Source organism: Bacillus sp. RIT 809, assembly GCF_016892495.1.
GTDB classification, from domain to species: domain Bacteria; phylum Bacillota; class Bacilli; order Bacillales; family Bacillaceae_G; genus Bacillus_A; species Bacillus_A cereus_U.
This window is the reverse complement of the sequence record NZ_JAFEMR010000012.1, coordinates 122,622-141,786: the sequence shown is the minus strand read 5'-3', so window position 1 is coordinate 141,786 and position 19,165 is coordinate 122,622. Positions and strand designations below refer to the sequence as shown.

The following is a 19,165-nucleotide window of genomic DNA, read 5'->3' as shown; positions in this document are numbered from 1 at the left end:
TTACATGCTTTCATGCATTGTACGGTTAATTACATCAATTTGTTGTTCACGAGTTAATTTAATAAAGTTAACAGCGTAACCAGATACACGAATTGTTAATTGTGGATATTTTTCAGGGTGCTCCATTGCATCCATTAATGTTTCACGGTTAAATACGTTAATATTTAAGTGGTGTCCTTCTTTTATTGCATATCCATCAAGCATAGATACTAAGTTGCGTACTTGTACATCATCTTCTTTACCAAGTGCTTTTGGAATAATAGAGAATGTATTTGAAATACCATCTTGTGCATCTTCATATGGTAATTTAGCTACAGATAATAATGACGCTAATGCACCTTTTGTATCACGGCCATGCATTGGGTTTGCCCCCGGTGCAAATGGTTCTCCAGTACGACGTCCATCTGGAGTGTTACCAGTTTTCTTACCGTATACAACGTTAGATGTGATTGTTAAGATTGACATTGTATGAACAGAATTACGGTATGTTTTATGTTTGCGAAGCTTGTTCATAAATGTTTTCACAAGATTTACTGCGATTTCATCTACACGATCATCATTGTTACCGTATTTAGGGAAATCTCCCTCAATTTCAAAATCAACTGCAATACCATTTTCATCACGAATTGGTTTTACTTTTGCGTATTTAATTGCACTTAAAGAGTCTGCTACTACAGATAATCCAGCGATACCTGTTGCCATTGTACGAAGAACATTTGTATCATGAAGTGCCATTTCAATACGTTCATAGCTATATTTATCGTGCATATAGTGAATTACATTTAATGTATTTAAGTATAGACCAGCTAACCATTCCATTGTCATATCGAATTTACGCATAACTTCTTCATAATCTAATACTTCAGAAGTAATTGGTGCGTATTCAGGACCAACTTGTGCTTTTGACTTTTCATCTTTACCACCGTTAACCGCATATAGTAATGCTTTCGCTAAGTTTGCACGTGCTCCGAAGAACTGCATTTGTTTACCAATTCTCATTGCTGATACACAACAAGCAATACCGTAGTCATCACCGTAGTCAGAACGCATAATGTCATCATTTTCATATTGAATTGCTGATGTTTTAATAGACATTTTTGCACAGTAGTTTTTAAAGTTTTGCGGTAATTGTTTAGACCAAAGAACTGTTAAGTTTGGTTCTGGTGCTGGTCCTAAATTATCTAATGTATGCAAGAAACGGAATGAGTTTTTTGTTACTAACGGACGACCGTCTAACGCCATACCACCGATAGATTCAGTTACCCAAGTTGGATCTCCAGAGAATAGTTCATTGTAATCAGGCGTTCTTGCAAATTTCACAAGACGTAATTTCATAATGAAATGATCAACAATTTCTTGTGCTTTTTCTTCTGTTAAAGTACCATTTGCTAAATCTCTTTCAATGTAAACATCTAAGAATGTAGAGGTACGTCCAAGGCTCATTGCTGCCCCGTTTTGCTCTTTAATTGCTGCAAGATAAGCAAAGTATAACCATTGGAAGGCCTCTTGTGCATTTGTAGCTGGCTTAGAAATATCGAATCCATGAGAAGCAGCCATCTGTTTTAACTCTTGAAGTGCACGCATTTGCTCAGATAATTCTTCGCGTAAACGCATTGTATCTTCGCTCATTACACCGCCAGTTAAATTATAATCAGCTTTTTTCGCTTCAATTAAATGATCTATACCATATAGCGCTACGCGGCGATAGTCACCGATAATACGTCCACGTCCATATGCATCTGGAAGACCAGTAATAACACCTGATTTACGAGCCGCTTTCATTTCTGGTGTGTATGCATCAAATACACCTTGATTATGAGTTTTACGCCAGTCTCTGAAAATCTTGCTAAGTTCTTTATCCATTTCATATCCATACGCTTCACAAGCTTGTTCCGCCATACGAATACCACCATATGGTTGTAAAGAACGTTTAAATGGTTTATCAGTTTGGAAACCGACCACTTTTTCAATATCTTTATTTAAATATCCTGGTTCATGTGATGTAATAGAAGAAACAATTTTTGTATCCATATCAAGAACGCCACCGTTTTCACGTTCCTTTGTTGTTAAATCCATTACTTGATCCCAAAGTTTTTTCGTTGCTTCAGTTGCTTCCGCTAAGAAAGAGTCTTCTCCCTCGTAAACGTTCATATTATTTAAAATGAAATCGCGAACATCAATCTCTGCTTTCCATTTTTCACCTTTAAAGTTTTCCCACGCGTTTTTTACATTTTCTAATACTTGAGTCATCCTAATCTCCTCCATTTTTGATTAGTACAGGACTACGATTTTTTATATAACAGCTTACACACTTAGAATACTACTTTTTTTCGGGAGTGGACGAAATAGTTGTGACATGTTTGTGAAACGTTGAACAAACTACTACACTCGTAGTGTTAACCTCGTTTAAAAGTCTTTATAATTAACCCTTTCTTTAATTGTATTTTTTGGTACCCTTATATACGAGGCCTATTTTGTAATATAAGAACGATACCCATTGTAGAGCTGTAATACTCTTATCTCCTAATCTGTTATAGTTTTATAACAGAGAAAAAAAGTGTACATATGTTGTACACTTTTTTTGTTACCACTATAAAGTGAAACTTTAATCAGCCCTCACCAATCGGGCTTTTACGGGCAGTTATCTCCCACCTAACTTCCTCATATTCGCCGAATTTTGAGGTGGGAGTCTTACTGCCCGTTAAAGCGGGATAAAACATCTCTTTTTCTATTTCCATCGTAAAATCCACCACGACTGTTTGTTAATGCAATTAATTGCTCTAATCCTTCTATATGATCACCAATAATTCGAAGGACAGCTGGAGGATGACCTATTTTTGCGAAATGTTCACTGGGACGAATACGGTTCATCTTATCAACATCGATACGACTTACACAAGCGATTTCAAAACCTGAAAGTACAGCTTTCACTTGTGCTACACAAGGTGACAATAATGATTTATACCCTATTTCCTTCAAACAAGTACGACTAAACGCATTAGGAACCGCAATAAGAGAGCCTACTCCTAAATCTTTTCTATCACAAGCTAAATTTAATGCATATTTAAATGCTGTTACAAGATGAAGTGGTACTCTCAAATCTAAATAATGATTTAAATCATTTAATGCGACATCCGTTCCATCTGCAATAGCTTTTGCAAAGGGATATAGCTCACTAGCTGGGATAACAAAATCACCATCTATAAATAAAACAATTTCTCCTTTTGCAAAATAAGTTCCAAGTGAACGCCCCACATCGTTTCCAAGTGCTTCTTTATACACAATTGTTGTTGCTCCCTTGTCTTTTGCAATTGTTGCCGTTTTATCGGACGAACCATTTACAACAACAATGATTTCCAATGGTTCAATTTTGCGAAGCTCTTCTATAATCTTTCCAATCGTCATCTCTTCATTTTGCACAGGAATAATAACCGATAATTGCTGTCCTTTATACAAATTAGATGTAATGCCCCATCCTTGATAAAGGTCTTCAAAATTTAGAGTATGGTAGACACTATCTCTTTTCCTATTTCCATCGCAATATCCCCCGCGCGTATCACTGCCTAATATCCTTTCTGCTACAGCTTCTATATGATCGCCTATCATTCGTTTTTCGGAATGAGCAAGATTCGCGCCGTATGCAGCATGCTCGAGTGGGCGAAATTTATTCGGAGTAATAACATCAATCGCACAATGACGGCTAATTCTCCATTTACTTTGTGCTAGGCGTAGATGAGCCACAATAGGATTAACAAAACATTCGTATCCAATATTTTGCACAACTTCCTTCGTCAGCGCATGAGGTACAGATAGTAAAGAATCAATTTTTAATTCTTCACGCTCTAACATTGCATTTAATATTTGGCGCCATACTGTAATAGAATGTGGTTTTTGTTTCTTTAAAAATAATGCGTCTAAATTATTTAAAACTACATCAGCCTGATCATATAAAATTGGATTAAGAAATAATTGCAATTGTGAAGTTCGAATAGCAAAATCACCATCTACAAACAGTAATACATCACCTATCGCATGTTTTGCACCAACTGCGCGTCCAACATCGTTACCAAGTGACTCTTTATGCTGGATTACTGTACATCCTAAGCTCTCAGCAATCGCTTCTGTACCATCATTACAACCATTTGCTACTACAATAATCTCTACTGGGTTTAATAGTTTTACCGATTGAACCACGTCTGAAATCGTATCTACTTCATTACATACGGGAATAATAACTGATAACGACTTAGCCATTGTTTTCTTCACGAAACCACTTAATAGTTTCTTTCAATCCTTGTTCCCACGTTACTTTCGCTTGAAACTGAACAAGTTCTCTTAATTTCGTTACATCCGGCTTTCGATTTGGAATTTCTTCAAATCCATGTGGATATACTTCCTCAAATGGAACGTGCACAATTTTGGAAACAGACTTCGTTAATTTTTTTATATCTTCCGCTACTTCCCTTATATTTTTTTCATTCTCAGAACCTATATTAATAATTTCACCATTTACCTTCTCATCCATTGCACGAATCGTTGCCTCGACCGCATCACTTACATACGTAAAGCAGCGTGTCTGCTTTCCATCTCCATACACGAGAATATCGTCACCTTGCAAAGCCGCACGAATAAATCGTGGAATTACTCCTGCGTACGGACCATCTTTCGCTCTTGGACCATAAATATTAAAATAACGAACAATCGTTACAGGTAAGCCTTCTAATGCGTACCCTAAACACAATGTTTCCTCTAACGTTTTACAAATTGCATAACTCCAACGTATTTTGGAAGTTGCACCGTATAAACGATCTCCTTCTTCAGAGAATGGAGGTTTTCCCTTTCCGTATACTTCCGAAGTAGATGCGAAAACTACTTTCTTCTTCCCTTTTAATGCTGCTTGCAAAATGTTTTTCGTTCCATCAAAGTTCGTTTCAATAAGCTCTACACTTTTTTCCATTGTAGTTTTGACTCCCAAAATTGCAGCTAAATGAAACACCACATCATGTTGATTTACTAATTCATAAATTGAACTTTTATCTAACACGCTTATTGGAATAACTGAAATCTCTTTCATTAACTCATTATGATATTTATTTTTTCCTTTATAGAAGTTATCAACAATAGTAACTTCATAACCTCTTTTCACCAATTCTTCAGCTAAATGCGATCCAATAAATCCTGCTCCACCTGTAATTAAACATTTTTTACTCATACACTCACCTTCTTTATAATTCCACGTGTATCTATTAATCGCTCAATTCCTTTAAAGAGCTTCCAATCGATACTAGAGTGATCAGTTACAATTAAAATACAATCTGCTTGTTTAATTCTTTGTTCATCTAATGGAATGGATTGATATAGTGTATCCCCAATTTTCGCTGAAGAAATATAAGGGTCATGATATTCTATCTTGTACCCTTCTTTTATTAATAATTGAATAATTGGCAACGCTGGTGATTCTCTCAGATCATTTACATCTTTCTTATACGCAACCCCTACAATTAACACCGTTGCGGGTGATTGCACCATACCTTTTATTTTCCCAATTATTTTCTCTGGCATTTCTTCATTAATTACATGTGCCGCCTCAATTAATTGACTAATTGCTCCACTCTTTTTTATTCTCCATTGAAAATATAAAGGGTCTACTGGAATACAATGTCCCCCTATCCCTGGACCTGGCCAATATGGAGTAAATCCAAACGGTTTTGTAGATGCAGCTTCAAGCGCCTCATAAAAATTAACATTCAAACTTTCACAAAGTATATTTAACTCATTTACTAATGAAATATTAACTAAGCGCTGAATATTTTCAAATAGCTTACACATCTCGGCCACTTTCGGAGAGCTAACTGGAACGACTACATCAAATATAGCGCTATACAAATCCTGTACTTTTTGTTTACACTGCTCGGTTTGTCCACTAATAACTTTCGGAATAGTTTGGACTGAATACTGGCTATTCGCTGGATCAATTCGTTCTGGAGAATAGCCAATATAATAATCTTCTCCTACCTTTTTACCTGTTTGAGAAATAATCGGAATGATAACTTCCTCCAGTGTACCTGGATATGTGGAGCTTTCAAAAATGAAGGTTTGTCCTTTTTGAAGGTTTTGTTGTATATAATAAGAGGCTGAAATGAGGGCACTTAAATCTGGTTCTTTCTGCTCATTAATTGGGGTTGGCACGGTCACAATGACATAATCGCTATGCTTAAAATCCGCAACACCTTTATCTGGTGTATTCACTATTAATTTTCTTTCGTTTATTAAGCCTTGTAATACTTTAGAAGACACATCAGGAATATAACTTTCTCCTTTTATAATTGATTCTATTTTCCTAGTATCCTTATCTAATCCAAGTACAGCATGTCCTCTTTCTGCAAAAAGGACCGCTAAAGGAAGGCCAACATATCCTAATCCAATAATGGTTACTTTACTACTAGCATTCATCTATATTCTCTTCTTCCCTTCTCAATTGTAGTATTATATCTCTATCCCTTTCTCCATCCGTAAAACTCCCGCGCTCATTCGTATGCTGTAATAAATAAGCAATCGCCTCAAGCTGATCTCCGAAAATACGATCAAATGCAGGAATTCGTCCGTTTACAAACCCGTGTTGTTCTGGACGTATACGGTTCGGTTTTATAACATCAACAAAATCTATTGCGCTTATAGAAAAATCAGCTAGAATAGCTTTCATTTGAGCTAACGGTGGAATAACGAGGGCCTCGTATCCAATCTTCTCTATTACTTTTTTATGCATAGCATGTGGCACTGCCGTTAATGAGTTGTTCCATAAATCTGGTCGTTTCGCTACCAAATTCATGAAATATTTCCCCATACTAATTGGATCTGCCGGGTGAAACATATCTAACAAACATTGCAAATCATTTAACGCCACATCATTTCCGTCTTCAATAGCATGCAAAAATGGAATTAGCTTTTTTGCCGGAATAGCAAAATCACCATCAACAAATAAACAAATATCTGCCGTAGCATGCATAGCCCCTATCGCTCGAGCTACATTATGTCCAAGTGCCTTCGCGAATTCAACTACAATAACATTCTCTAGTTTTGCTTGTTTAATTGTCTCCGCATCCGCTCCATTCGCAACAACTATAATTTCATCTATACCTGCTTTTTTCACTTCTTGTATAACAGATCTTATAGTCATTTTTTCTTCTGATACTGGTATAATCGCACTGTATTTCGCTTTTTCCTTTTGTAATAAAACCGGTTTATACTTCCCTATAAACTCTCTATCCCTGTTTCCCTCCGAAAAACCGCCGCGTTTACCATATGTTTCGATTACGTATTGCAAAGCACGCAAATGATCACCCATAATACGACTAGTCGCTTTCGGATAAGGAGAACCAGGTGATGTACCCGTATGCACAGGACGAACCTTATTCGTGTGAATTACATCGACCGAAGCCATATCGGCAATATCTACTCCTCTAGACATCGCCATCGCTTGAAATAGTGCTGGATCTGCTAAATTCCACCACCCAAGATTCTCAATAACATCCCGATTCATCGCATGTGGAATTGCGATTAAAGAACCAACAACAAGCTCTTTTTTATTCAAATAACGATTCAACATGAATTTCCCAACTGTCGTATAGTGTGGTCTCATCTTTAAATAAACAGACCATGTTAAATTATTCACAACAATTTGATGCCCTTGCTGAACTCCTTTCACGAAACGTTGTAGCTCTTTACTCTCAATAACGATGTCACCATCTAAAAACAATACAATTTCACCTTTTGCTTCTCTAGCTCCAATTGCCCGTCCAACATCATTACCAAGAGAATGTTTATAATGAATCACACGGCAATGATGTTGTAACGCTATTTCTTTCGTTCCATCTGTCGATCCATTATCGACTACGATAATTTCATAAGGCTCGAGCTTCTTCACTTCTACTAGGACTTGATATAAAGTACTCGCTTCATTGTGCGCTGGGATAACAACTGATACTCTCATATTTGTATCACTCTTACCCTTCCAAGCGAACATATGAAATAATAAGAGTACGCACAACTACATCTTCCGGTGGTCCATAAGAAGGAGAAGTACGAACACTTACTGCCCCATCCGTCACAGATAAAAGAATACCTGCAACAACTTCTACAGCTGTCACAACTTGCACTAACTCACCAACATGGTTACGCAATTCATCAGTAAATAACATATATAAGTCTCCTTTCTTACGCTTCTTTCATTGATATAATACTTGTAAATGGTAATAAAACTTCTGTTCCTATTCCTTCTTGCAGCGTTAAGAAATCGTCACCAACTGCTACAATAACACCTGTTAACTGTCCAACTGTCACAGTAATTTCTACGTTTTTCCCTAAATATTGCTTTGCAATTTCTTTAAAAGGTGATGTATTGCATTCTTTTAAAATGTTACAAATAATAGATTGAAATTGACTTGATTCTATAAATTCTTCCATAGCTTGCTTAGAATTTCTTTGAATAAACCTCGCGAAGTTTTGCGAAAATAAAAGTCGTTCCACAGCAGGCAGTAACTTGTCATCTAAAAAATAACCTAATTGTCTATTAAACAGTCTGGATAATTTATGCCAATATTTTTTGAACAGACACATATGCTTCTCCTCCTATTATTTTTAAAGTACAAAAATTCACATCCATACATCTTAATTTATACAAAGCAGGTTTTTTTGTGATAGGTAAGGCATACATTTTCTAAAAGAAATAATTGTTTCAGAGCATAAAAAAAGATAGATGGTTTCCCATCTATCTCTTTGCTAATCTTTAATTTTTAATTGTCACAATGGCAGCTACGCCGTAATATACCGCTCTTGATAATTCTGCTTGTTCGGATATAGAAACTGTAACAAGGGATCCACCACTTGCCGAAAAATATTTTGCAGCTTCTAACGGAATACCATCTTCTTTCACATCAATATGTGTTCCATCTTGCCAGTCTATTTTCTGCATTGTTGCTGAAAAGTCCCCAGTCACTTTACCAATTTCCTTACCATTCATCTCTAAAAATATCCATTCCCATTTTGTTAAACTTAGTACTTGTTTCAACTCTCCAATTTTCTTTCCATCTATACTATAAAATATATAGAAGTTACGCACGCCCATCTTCTTTTGAACACGCAGCAATCTTTCTCCCGATTGATTATATAAATAAAATTGTTGCTTATGTAGTCCCTTAAAAAGAAAAGAAAGTGCACCTTTCCATATACTTTGAATAACGGAATTATACTCTTCTTTTAAAAACCCTACTGCCTTGCCATCTAATCCAAAGTACGTTATTACTTGAAATACCCCTACCTCTCTACGAACAACGAACTTTTGTTGTTCAAATAATCTAGAGCTCCCTATATTACAATTGTCCTGTTTAAGCATTTTTGCTCTTCGTTTTTCTATAAAACTATATATTAGTAATCCAAACGCTGGTAGCAAAATACCTATTAATTTCAGGATTTCTTTATCTGAAGTGAATATTGTTCCTTTTTTATATTCCATAACTAATCCAATTACAACGATAATCCATACAATGATAGCTATAAACAAAGTTCGTTTCGCATTGCGTGCATGATGCTTATGTATACTCATAAACCTCCCCCTTTTCCATTTATTTCATTATCGCACCGCACATATATTTCCTCAATGCAAAAAAGACTATCCAAAAGGACAGTCTTTTACACTTCTATATTTCGTAACATTGTATAAATGTCGTTATTCACTTTACCAAACGATTTAATGTTGTTTTGAATGTTAGATAATAAAACGACATACACACTTCCGTTTTTACTAAATCCATTTAAGCAATTCCATCCTGGCATTACACCATGATTTGAATAACTTCCTGGGTCTACATACCAACCAAATCCGTAATCCTTTTTCACGGCCGTAAACATTTGATCATAGCTCTCTTTTGAAATTAACTTTCCAGAGAAGAGTGCTTCATTAAATAAATATAAATCATGTGCACTTGTATATATATCACCACAACCATATAGTTGTGACATACTTGGAATATTAGGTGTTGTCATATTGTTATTTACTATTTTATAACCTGTCGACGGAAACCTTGTTTGCTCTAACGCTTTACCGAAACCAGAATGTTTCATACCAGCTGTCGCAAAAATATGTTGTTTAATGTATTCTTCTAACGGTTGTCCACTTACCTTCTCAGCGATATAGGCAAGTATCGAATAGTTCGAATCGGAGTATTTCCATTTTTCTCCTGGACTCCCAACACGCTTTTGCTTTCCTATCCGTTTTATCAACTCTTCATGAGAGATATCTTCTGTTCCCTGCTCATATTCTGGAATCCCTGATGTATGTGTTAATAAATGTTTTAGCTGAATGCTATTACCTTGAGGAAAATCTGGAATATATTTTGCAACCGTGTCCTCTACTTGTAATTTATTTTGATCTTTTAATTGCATAATAGCAGTCGCTACAAATGCCTTTGAAATAGAGCCAATATAAAAGGTCGTTTCTGAATTATTCGGTACTTGCTTCTCTTTGTTCGCCATACCGTATCCTTTATTCAAAAGAACTTTTCCGTTCTTCACAATAACAGCTGTTCCACTAAATCCTGCGTTTTGTAAATATTGATCCAATTGAGCGTTTTCATTAATTTCTTGAGGCGGTCCTTCAGCAGGCTGCTCTATAGCTTGCGCTTGTTTCACTTGTTCTTCCTGCTCTTTTTGTTTTTGTGCTTCTTGCTTCTTTTTTTCTTCTTCTTTCTTTTTCAACTCTTCTTGCTTCTTCATTTCTGCTGCTGCTTTTAAAGTTTCCTCTTTTTTATTATGCGCAACAATTTTTGTATACATGAAATATACAAGTGACAGTAGTAGGGCTAGAATGATTGTTCTTTTTATGTATACAATCGACCGATTTGCTTTCCCATTAACAGTATTTTTTTCCTGATCCATGATTACCTTTTTCCCCTTATTTACCGATAATTTAATTCATCTACACAAGACTTATTTCAAATCATTTTCGCAGATTATGGACACTCCATTTTATGTCATCACTACTGTATCACGCACCGAACATATTACCAACCTATATGTTCAAAAAAGAAAAAGAAAATTTATAAAAGTAAGATTCCCTTTAAAAAATTAACAAAAAAAGAGGATATCCTGTAAAAGACTGTTGTTATCAATCTTTTTGGATATCCTCTTATCTAACTATTTACACGTGTTTTTTCATATCATCGGCAACAGATTCAACGTTTGTGCCTACGATAACTTGTACACTTGTATTACTTAATTTCATAACACCTTTTGCACCTGCGCGTTTTAATGCCGGCTCATTTACTAAACCTGCATCTTTCACTTGTAAGCGTAGACGCGTTGCACAGTTATCAATAACTGTTAAATTGTCTTTTCCACCTAAAGCAGCTACATAAGTTTCACCAATTGAACCTGCAACTGGTGCGTCTCCATCTTCAACTAACTCATCATCATCTTCACGACCAGGAGTTTTTAAGTCGAACTTCTTAATTAAGAAGTAGAATACTACAAAGTAAATTGCTGCGTAAATTAAACCGATTCCAGCTAGTAACACTGGTTTTGTTGCAATACCAAAGTTTAAAACGTAATCGATTGCACCGGCACTGAATGAGAAACCATCATGAATGCCCAGTGTCGTTGTAATGAATAAAGAAAGACCTGTTAATACTGCATGAATACCATATAATACTGGTGATAAGAACATGAATGAGAATTCAATTGGTTCTGTAATACCAGTTAAGAATGAAGTTAATGCTAGACCACCTAACATACCTGTAACCATTTTACGTTTTTCTGGTTTAGCAGCCGCAATCATTGCGAAACATGCTGCCGGTAAACCGAACATCATAATTGGGAAGAAACCAGTCATAAACATACCTGCTGATGGATCTTTTGCAAAGAAACGTGCAATATCACCATGAACGATATCACCAGCTGCGTTTGTAAAGTCACCAAGTACAAACCAGAAGTATGTGTTCATTACGTGGTGTAAACCGATTGGAATTAATAAACGGTTTAATAATCCGAATAAACCAGCACCAACTGAACCTAAGTTCACGATGCCGTGTGCTACCGCATCAATACCACTTTGAATTGTTGGCCAAATTTGACCGAATACTAATCCTAAAAGAAGCATTACAATAGAAGTAATGATTGGTACGAAACGTTTCCCCGCAAAGAAACCTAACCATTCTGGTAATTTAATCTTATGGAATTTGTTATATAGTAACCCCGCAACAACCCCAGCAATAATACCACCAAGTATGGCCATATTTATTTTTGGCGTTAACGCCGCTGCTTTTGAAACTTTTGTCATTGTATCTGCTAATTTAGTTGGATCTGCTGAACCGACTAAATCCTGAACACTTTTTAATTTATCATTCAGCTCTGCTGCTGAATAGGCCTTACTTAGAGCGTTCGTTGTATTTTGTAAAACAAGATATCCGATTGCCCCAGCAAGTCCTGCTGCTCCACTACCATCAATAGACAAACCGATTGCAACACCAATTGCAAAAATAAGTGCTAAATTATCAAAAATTGCTGCACCGGCCTGTGCCATAACAGGAATATTAAATACATCTTCTTGTCCTAAACGAAGCAATAATCCTGCTGCTGGTAGTACTGCGATTGGAAGCATTAACGCTTTACCAATACGTTGTAAAAACTGCAACATTTTAATTCCCCCTATCAAATTTATGAAATCGTTATCATTATAAGTACGCTTTAGAAAACGCTTTCTATTACATAACCATAATAACATATAGTTGTATAGATGTGTAGTTTTTATTTGCGAACTTTTTATGGATAAGTTTTCTATTTCCAAACTGTTATATAAAAGGAAAATTCTCCTTGTTAGCTACACAATATACAGACAAAAAAACTTATTATCGCACAAATAACTTTCGTTTTATCATTCCACTTTTTCATGTTATTATTTATTTCCGAGCATATCGGGAAAAGTAAACTTAGTTAATTCGAAATAGGAGCGTTGGTACTATGCAGTGCATTGAAACAAACAACTTACAGCAGTTGTTAGAACAAGTAAAACCATATACGAAAAAAGGAAAACTTGCTACTTATATCCCCGAACTAGGAAATGCAGATCCAGCTGATTTAGGGATTGCCATTTTCCATAAAGAAACAGAATATATCCATGCTGGCAACTCACAAACACTATTTACTCTTCAAAGTATTTCCAAAGTAATTACACTTGCACTTGCTCTTTTAGATCGTGGTGAAGAATATGTATTTTCTAAAGTTGGAATGGAGCCAACTGGTGACCCTTTTAATTCTATTATTAAGTTAGAAACGACAAGTCCTTCCAAACCTCTTAATCCAATGATTAATGCAGGAGCACTAGCTATTACAAGCATGTTAGCTGGAAAAGATAACGAAGAAAAAATGGAGCATATTCTTCATTTTGTACGTGAAATAACAGATAATCCTACTATTAATTATTCTTCTACAGTTGCTAATTCAGAATTAGAGACTGCTTACTTGAACCGTTCACTTTGTTACTACATGAAACAAAACAGCATTATCGATTGTGATATTGAAGAACTTATGGATTTATACACTCGTCAATGTGCAGTTGAAGTAAACTGTATCGATTTAGCACGTATTGGCTTAATTTTTGCAATGGATGGATATGATCCATATAAAAAGAAACAGATCATCCCTAAACATATTACGAAAATCTGTAAAACATTTATGGTTACTTGCGGGATGTATAATGAATCTGGTGAATTTGCAATTCGTGTTGGAATCCCTGCAAAAAGTGGTGTAGCGGGCGGCATTTTCGGCTGCGTAAAAGGCGAAATGGGAATCGGTATTTTCGGACCAGCTTTAGATGCAAACGGAAATAGTATCGCTGGTTTTAAAATTCTCGAATTACTTTCTGCCCAAGAAGGTTGGAGTATGTTTTAATTTAGAAGTTATCCTGCTATATTGGCAGGATTTTTTATTTCACGAAAAAGTCCGTTCTACTAGGCATCAACACAATTCAAAAAAACAGTAATAAAAGTTCTCTTTATTATGCATATTTGTTCCCCCCTCCTGAATAATATAGTACAACCTAGCGCTGTATGTGGAGGTGTAAAAGATGAAACTCATATTTCAAATGGAGAAACAACCTGTTCTCGAAAAAACAATTCTCCTTTTCATATTGAGTATTGTAGAAAGTTTGAAACTAAAAGTTGTTTCACTCGATGAAGCTCACCGATACATATTCAATTTAGAAGTGCTTGAACTATTAATGGATCGGAACATCGATGATCAAGTACTAGAACTTATTCATTTCGGAATGGGACTTGAAGACATTTACCATGTACTTCCCGAAGAACTTGAGCATAGTATTGAAGAACTAAAATGGCTTTGTATTCAAGTTTTAAGTGAGTACAGTATGCATGATGAAGAATGTGCACAACTAATTGAAGATATACGCTAAAAAGCACCTATACAGGTGCTTTTATTTTTTTAAACCTTTTGCACAAACATTGGATAATACTTACAAATTTTCATTACCGTGAAAAGATTTCACGTCGATATATGCAATTTCTTAGTGTATTTCCAAGGAAATACTCGAATACTGTTTTCTCTATCCTTCTTACAACAATTGATCAATTCCAATAAGAATTAATAACACACCTGCAATTATAGTTGCCCATTTCCCTAAGTATTCAGCTAAAAATCTTTTACCAACATACATAAAACCACTAATACAAATAAAACTAAAAATCCCAGAAATACATGCCGTAAGCCAAAGATTTAAATTTGTTACTCCAGCATCAAATCCACCTGCAATATTATTTATGGATAATGCAACTCCTAAAACAATTGCTTCAGAAAAACTAATTGTTTTAGAACCATCAAAATCTGCTTTTTCTGGATCACGTAAAATCCCTATAAGTACACTACCATCTTTAGATCCTAGGGTATCTTGTTGACTCAAGAAAGGCTGACATAAAATAAACACCCCAATTATTCCTAAAACAATTGCTCCAATAAGGTTTGCTGTGAACTCTGAAATAAATAATGCGATCCAATTCCCAAAAAATCCAGCTAGTAAAGTAAATGAAAATCCAAAAAATGCGATGATAAAATTGTTGAACCACGAAATTCGAATTTTACGAATGCCATATGCAATCCCAACACCTGCATTATCTAAATTAGACGCAATCCCGATTAAAAAAATTGAAAATAAACCCGCTGTACTCATCGTACAGTCACCCCTTTCTCACTTTTCAATGCATATTATGAAAATGTTGAGCAACTGTGCTTGTCTGTTTCATATACTTGTAATAAATGCTCAACATTTTTTCAACGATAAAAACTAGAAAAGGAGTGCCTACATTATGCCCAATGAAAATCCAAATGAGCGGCTCGGTAAATTAATAAAGAAACTGTTAAAGGAGCGCGCTCTATCTATGCGCCAACTAGGAACACTGACAAATATTGATCCTGCAACAATTTCAAGAATAATTAATGGCAAACAACAACCGAAGCAAAATCATTTACAAAAATTCGCAAAATGTCTACAAGTTCCACCGCAATTATTACTTGATGAAATGTATCCTGACTCTCCACACATAAATAAGGAAAAAGCAGATATGTACACATCTCTCGATACAATTCAGCAAACATTACAATCCTCTAACCTATTCGACTTCGAGTACACAACAACTCGTGTGAAACAAGAACTTGAAAATTACGAGCGCTATGCTCAAACTACTGAAGGCGAAAAACGTATTCACGAGAGTTTCAAAAGTAAACTAGAACAAATTGATAGTGCCGGCCCTTTCATTGAACAATTAACAAGTATGTACCAACAATTTTGTACAGAAACCATTTCAAACGAAGAACGTGCAATTATTGGGGGTGCCCTACTATATTTCATTTTATCAACAGACATTATCCCCGATTATCTTTTTCCAATTGGCTATTTAGATGATGCCATTGCCGTTGAATTAGCTAAAGAGAAATTAATTGAAGTCAAACGAAGAACATAAACAGCATAACAAGCTATTTCAGATATTGAATTTATCCACCTCTGAAATAGTTACAAAAAAATCGTACAAGCATACTCACTCGCACGATTCAAAAATCAAACTATTTTCTTATTTTCTCGTATGACACCATTCATATATAAAAGCAGTAATTACTTTTGTAAATTCAATTAACTGCTCCACTTCAACTTTCTCATTTACAGAGTGTGCTTCTTCTAGTTTTCCTGGTCCATAAATAATCGCTGGAATGTGGAACTCACTAAACCAACCGCCATCAGTTACCGTTGCTGACATATCTAAAATTGCATTTTTAGATAAAATAGATTCATGTACTGAACTTAGAGTTTTTACAGCAACATGTTCGCTATCTACTTCTAAAGAAGGAAAAATTTCGCCACGATCCACAATCATTGATTCTCCACCCCACTTAAATTGTGGTGGGTTCTCGCTTAACCATGGATCTGCTGCTGCCACTTTTCCTAAATACTCTTCTATTTCTTCTATTATTTTTTCATGCGTTTCATTTGGATAAAAATGTACGGTTATCCACAATCGGCACTCATCCGCAATAAATGCCGCATGACGTCCTCCTTCAATAACAGCTGGATTAATTGTAGTTGTTCCAGATGGATAGCCTTCATATGTTTTCATGACTGCCCAATGACGCTCTAATTCTTGTAAGCTTTGCACAATTTTCATCATTTTCTCAATCGCACTCGCTCCAAATAGACGTCCTCCAGCATGGATCATTTGTCTACGTGTTGCATCATGAAACGTTTGCGGGCTTTTCACAGTAATCCATCCAGTAATTACGCCGCCCTGTCCTTGCATATGTAAATCACTCGTATCCACTACTACTGCAAAATCAGCATCATAACCACGCTTACAACATTGAAGTGTCCCTGCTTCTCCTACTTCTTCGCCAATTACCGATTGAAAAATTAAATCCCCAGGTAATTCAATCCCCGTTTCTTCTAAAAGCTGAATAGCAAATAAGGCTCCAGCTAGTCCACCTTTCATATCTGCCGCGCCTCTCCCAACTAACCAACCATCTGTTATAAACGGCTCAAACGGATTTGTTTCCCACGGCTCGTCCTTTGATACTTCTGCAACATCTATATGCCCATTAATAATGAGACTTTTATGTGACTCACTTGCTGTCCCTTTTTTCACTCCAACAACATTCGGATCATTCGGATATACATCCCATTTATCAATACTAAAATTTCGTTTTTTTAGAAACTCTGCCACAAATTCTTGCGCCTCATTTGTATTTCTTGCTGGTGGTGCTGGTGTTTCAAAGCGAATTAAAGCTTTTGTAAGTTCTAGTAGCTCGTCTTTTCGTAAATCAATTTGTTTTAATAGCTGTGAAACTTCTTGATTCATTGCTAATTCCCCTTTGCATACGTGGTATGTTTCCAGCTTTATTTTCACAAAAAAAGAGACTGTTTACAATCTTACAGTCTCCAAATTAATCAATATTATAAAGTGAAACTATAATTAGTGGGGGGGTGTTCATTCCCCACTAATTATTAGCCTTCACCAATCGGGCGTTTACGGGCAGTTGATCTCCCACCTAACTTCTTTGCTCCAGCCGAATTTTGAGGTGGGAGTTTTACTGCCCGTTAATGCGGGGTAAACTTTCTACTTCTGTTGTATTTGTCTTTTCAATATGTTCTACTTTACTTCCCTTATTTCTTGTAGCACGGTAAAACAGTAAGCAAATAATCATAAATGGAATACCACAATACAATGCCATTCTTTGTTCCGGAATAAAAGCCATGCCAACAATTACAGTTAAATTTAATACTAACGCAAGAATTGGAACAAATGGATACAGTGGTGTTTTAAATTTCAAATCCTTAATATCTCCGCCCTGCTTTAAGTATGTCCTTCTAGCTAATAGGTTAGATAAAGCAATAGATGCCCAAACTAATATCGCTCCGAACCCTGCAATTGAAAGAAGCCATAAATAAACTGTATCTTCCGCATAAATACCTGATAGTAATGAGAGGCACCCTACAAACGTACTTACAATCAATGCATAAATAGGAACACCGTTTTTAGATAATTTACCAAAAATCGGGCTAATCATTCCTTGATTCGACATCGACCATAGCATACGGGAAGTTGCATATAATCCTGAATTCGCAACTGATAATACAGCTGTAATAATAACGAAATTTATAATATCAGCCGCATAAGGAATACCTATTTTATCAAATACAACTACGAATGGACTTTCTATCACGCCTGCTTGCTGCCAAGGAAATAGTCCCGCAAGAATAAAAATAGATAGTACAAAGAAAATAAGTATGCGCCAAACTGTATTATTAATTGCCTTCGGGATAGTTTTCTCTGGATTTTCACTCTCACCAGCTGCAATACCAACTAGTTCTGTTCCTTGGAAGGAAAAATTAACTGCAATCATCGTAATTAAAATAGCCGATAATCCATTTGGGAATAATCCACCATAATCAGTAAAGCTAGAAAACATTGGTGCTGGTTCATTTCCTTTCATATCTAGAAAACCAAACATTGCTGCCCCGCCCAAAATAATAAATGCAATGATTGTAATTACTTTAATACTTGCAAACCAAAATTCAACTTCCGCAAAACTTCTTGAAGATAATGCATTAATAGCAAAGAGCAACACTGCAAACCCTACACACCAAATCCATGACGGTACATCAGGAAACCATCGTTTCATCAAAATACTAACTGCAATTAATTCAATACCTATCGTAGCAGACCAGTTTAGCCACGACATCCATCCCACTACATAACCCGCTGCAGGGGAAATATGCTTTGTAGCATACGTTTGATAAGATCCTGCGTCAGGCATCGCAACCGCTAACTCTCCTAGACAGAGCATCGTTAAATACATAACAAACCCACCGACAAGATACGCTACAATTGCCCCTCCAGGTCCAGCTTCATGAATTGTATAACCCGATCCTAAAAAAAGTCCTGTACCAATAACCCCCCCGAGTGCAATCATAAATATGTGCCGACTTTTCAATTCCCTTTTTAATCCCTGGTTTTGATCCATCATATAAATCCCCCCTTTTCACTTAGCAAACCCTTTTAATGTAAGCGTTTTTAAAACCCTTCATAGTAAAAATAATTATTTAAAAGAGCAAAAT

The 19,165-nt window shown here is 35.9% G+C and carries 16 protein-coding genes; 3 read left to right on the top strand and 13 right to left on the bottom strand.

All coding sequences use genetic code 11. The features are described 5' to 3' along the window. From pflB to nagE, 10 genes are all read right to left on the bottom strand, one after another. Positions 1–2,250, bottom strand: a complete 2,250-nt coding sequence (pflB, locus tag JTF23_RS14870; protein ID WP_204209090.1) for a formate C-acetyltransferase — start codon at positions 2,248–2,250, stop codon at positions 1–3. A gap of 441 nt (positions 2,251–2,691) precedes the next feature. Next, on the bottom strand, positions 2,692–4,254 hold the full coding sequence (locus tag JTF23_RS14865) for a glycosyltransferase family 2 protein (protein ID WP_204209098.1): 1,563 nt from the start codon (positions 4,252–4,254) through the stop codon (positions 2,692–2,694). Then, a complete protein-coding gene (locus tag JTF23_RS14860; protein ID WP_078180133.1) occupies positions 4,247–5,212 on the bottom strand; it encodes an NAD-dependent epimerase/dehydratase family protein in 966 nt (321 codons plus the stop codon). Before JTF23_RS14860 ends, JTF23_RS14865 begins: the two co-directional genes overlap by 8 nt. Further along, positions 5,209–6,453 carry a nucleotide sugar dehydrogenase gene (locus JTF23_RS14855; RefSeq protein WP_078180134.1) on the bottom strand — a complete coding sequence of 415 codons (1,245 nt, stop codon included), beginning with the start codon at positions 6,451–6,453 and terminating at the stop codon, positions 5,209–5,211. Before JTF23_RS14855 ends, JTF23_RS14860 begins: the two co-directional genes overlap by 4 nt. Next, the gene (locus JTF23_RS14850; protein WP_204209089.1) at positions 6,443–7,990 is read right to left on the bottom strand and encodes a glycosyltransferase family 2 protein; all 1,548 of its coding nucleotides are present in this window, start codon (positions 7,988–7,990) and stop codon (positions 6,443–6,445) included. The genes JTF23_RS14855 and JTF23_RS14850 overlap by 11 nt, the downstream gene beginning before the upstream one ends. A 13-nt stretch (positions 7,991–8,003) precedes the next feature. Next, on the bottom strand, positions 8,004–8,198 hold the full coding sequence (locus JTF23_RS14845; protein WP_204209088.1) for a hypothetical protein: 195 nt from the start codon (positions 8,196–8,198) through the stop codon (positions 8,004–8,006). Between the two features lie 16 nt (positions 8,199–8,214). Beyond that, the gene (locus tag JTF23_RS14840; RefSeq protein WP_002159391.1) at positions 8,215–8,616 is read right to left on the bottom strand and encodes an LSm family protein; all 402 of its coding nucleotides are present in this window, start codon (positions 8,614–8,616) and stop codon (positions 8,215–8,217) included. A 169-nt stretch (positions 8,617–8,785) separates the two neighbouring features. Then, positions 8,786–9,601, bottom strand: coding sequence for a sugar ABC transporter ATP-binding protein (locus JTF23_RS14835; protein ID WP_204209087.1), 816 nt, complete (start codon positions 9,599–9,601; stop codon positions 8,786–8,788). Between the two features lie 86 nt (positions 9,602–9,687). Beyond that, positions 9,688–10,932, bottom strand: a complete 1,245-nt coding sequence (locus JTF23_RS14830) for a serine hydrolase domain-containing protein (protein WP_078180138.1) — start codon at positions 10,930–10,932, stop codon at positions 9,688–9,690. Between the two features lie 262 nt (positions 10,933–11,194). Then, complete coding sequence (gene nagE, locus JTF23_RS14825) at positions 11,195–12,688, bottom strand: N-acetylglucosamine-specific PTS transporter subunit IIBC (protein ID WP_204209086.1); 1,494 nt, start codon at positions 12,686–12,688, stop codon at positions 11,195–11,197. Positions 12,689–13,011: 323 nt separating this feature from the next. Here nagE and glsA point away from each other — a divergent pair, with 323 nt between their 5' ends. Together glsA and JTF23_RS14815 are read left to right on the top strand one after the other, a co-directional pair. After that, positions 13,012–13,941, top strand: coding sequence for a glutaminase A (glsA, locus tag JTF23_RS14820; protein WP_002113796.1), 930 nt, complete (start codon positions 13,012–13,014; stop codon positions 13,939–13,941). 175 nt (positions 13,942–14,116) lie between these two features. Further along, on the top strand, positions 14,117–14,461 hold the full coding sequence (locus JTF23_RS14815; protein WP_016103267.1) for a DUF3969 family protein: 345 nt from the start codon (positions 14,117–14,119) through the stop codon (positions 14,459–14,461). Between the two features lie 159 nt (positions 14,462–14,620). On the opposite strand, the gene JTF23_RS14810 is transcribed toward JTF23_RS14815, so the two are convergent. Beyond that, positions 14,621–15,232, bottom strand: coding sequence for a manganese efflux pump (locus JTF23_RS14810; protein ID WP_204209085.1), 612 nt, complete (start codon positions 15,230–15,232; stop codon positions 14,621–14,623). 136 nt (positions 15,233–15,368) lie between these two features. Here JTF23_RS14810 and JTF23_RS14805 point away from each other — a divergent pair, with 136 nt between their 5' ends. Beyond that, entirely contained in the window at positions 15,369–16,022 is a 654-nt protein-coding gene (locus tag JTF23_RS14805) for a helix-turn-helix domain-containing protein (RefSeq protein WP_002201865.1), read from the top strand. Between the two features lie 108 nt (positions 16,023–16,130). Here the strand turns inward: JTF23_RS14805 and JTF23_RS14800 are convergent, their stop codons facing one another. Further along, positions 16,131–17,453, bottom strand: a complete 1,323-nt coding sequence (locus tag JTF23_RS14800) for an acetylornithine deacetylase (protein ID WP_307839189.1) — start codon at positions 17,451–17,453, stop codon at positions 16,131–16,133. Positions 17,454–17,634: 181 nt separating this feature from the next. Further along, on the bottom strand, positions 17,635–19,074 hold the full coding sequence (locus tag JTF23_RS14795) for an amino acid permease (protein ID WP_204209083.1): 1,440 nt from the start codon (positions 19,072–19,074) through the stop codon (positions 17,635–17,637). Positions 19,075–19,165 lie beyond the last annotated feature (91 nt).